Annotated in this window: 2 protein-coding genes; both read left to right on the top strand. The window is 40.4% G+C overall.

The features are described 5' to 3' along the window. Positions 1-100: flagellin (locus SANK73390_RS19115; protein WP_462764433.1), on the top strand; the 100-nt coding region annotated here is incomplete at its 5' end. 256 nt (positions 101-356) lie between these two features. Continuing rightward, the coding region (locus SANK73390_RS19110; protein WP_462767957.1) for a flagellin N-terminal helical domain-containing protein at positions 357-517 on the top strand (161 nt) is incomplete at its 3' end.

Genomic DNA, 517 nt, shown 5'->3' with positions numbered 1-517 from the left:
AGCAACGCTGACTAAAGCGCAGATTTTGCAGCAGGCAAGTAGTACAATTTTATCGCAGGCAAACCAGCGTCCACAATCAGCATTATCGCTACTAGGATAATCAAGAAATACGCTCGAAGCACCGAGGAGGTACTTCGAGCGGTCACAAAAGTTGAGCAGTAAAGCACAAATGACAGGAGGCTATTACGTTATTTCAAGCAAAGTAGTTTCTGGTAGTACTTACGAATATCGAACAACGCCCCACATTATCCTTCCTATACAATTAAACAACCGATATATTATTTTATGACTGTTGGCTCATTTTTTGCTTTGTTAATTGTTATTATTTTTAACAAGCTATAATGAGGATTGAAAAAATGGCCTTGTACGTAAACACCAATGTATCGAGCTTAAATGCACAACGACAGTTGATGAAGTCAGGCAGTGAACTAGATACGGCGTTTCAGCGCCTTTCTTCTGGTCTTCGTATCAATAGTGCTAAAGATGATGCGGCAGGGTTGCAAATTGGGAATCGACT

The sequence above is a fragment of the Pseudoalteromonas sp. SANK 73390 genome (assembly GCF_054966645.1).
The sequence above is the reverse complement of the archived record's forward strand: the minus strand, read 5'-3'. Positions and strand labels throughout refer to the sequence as shown.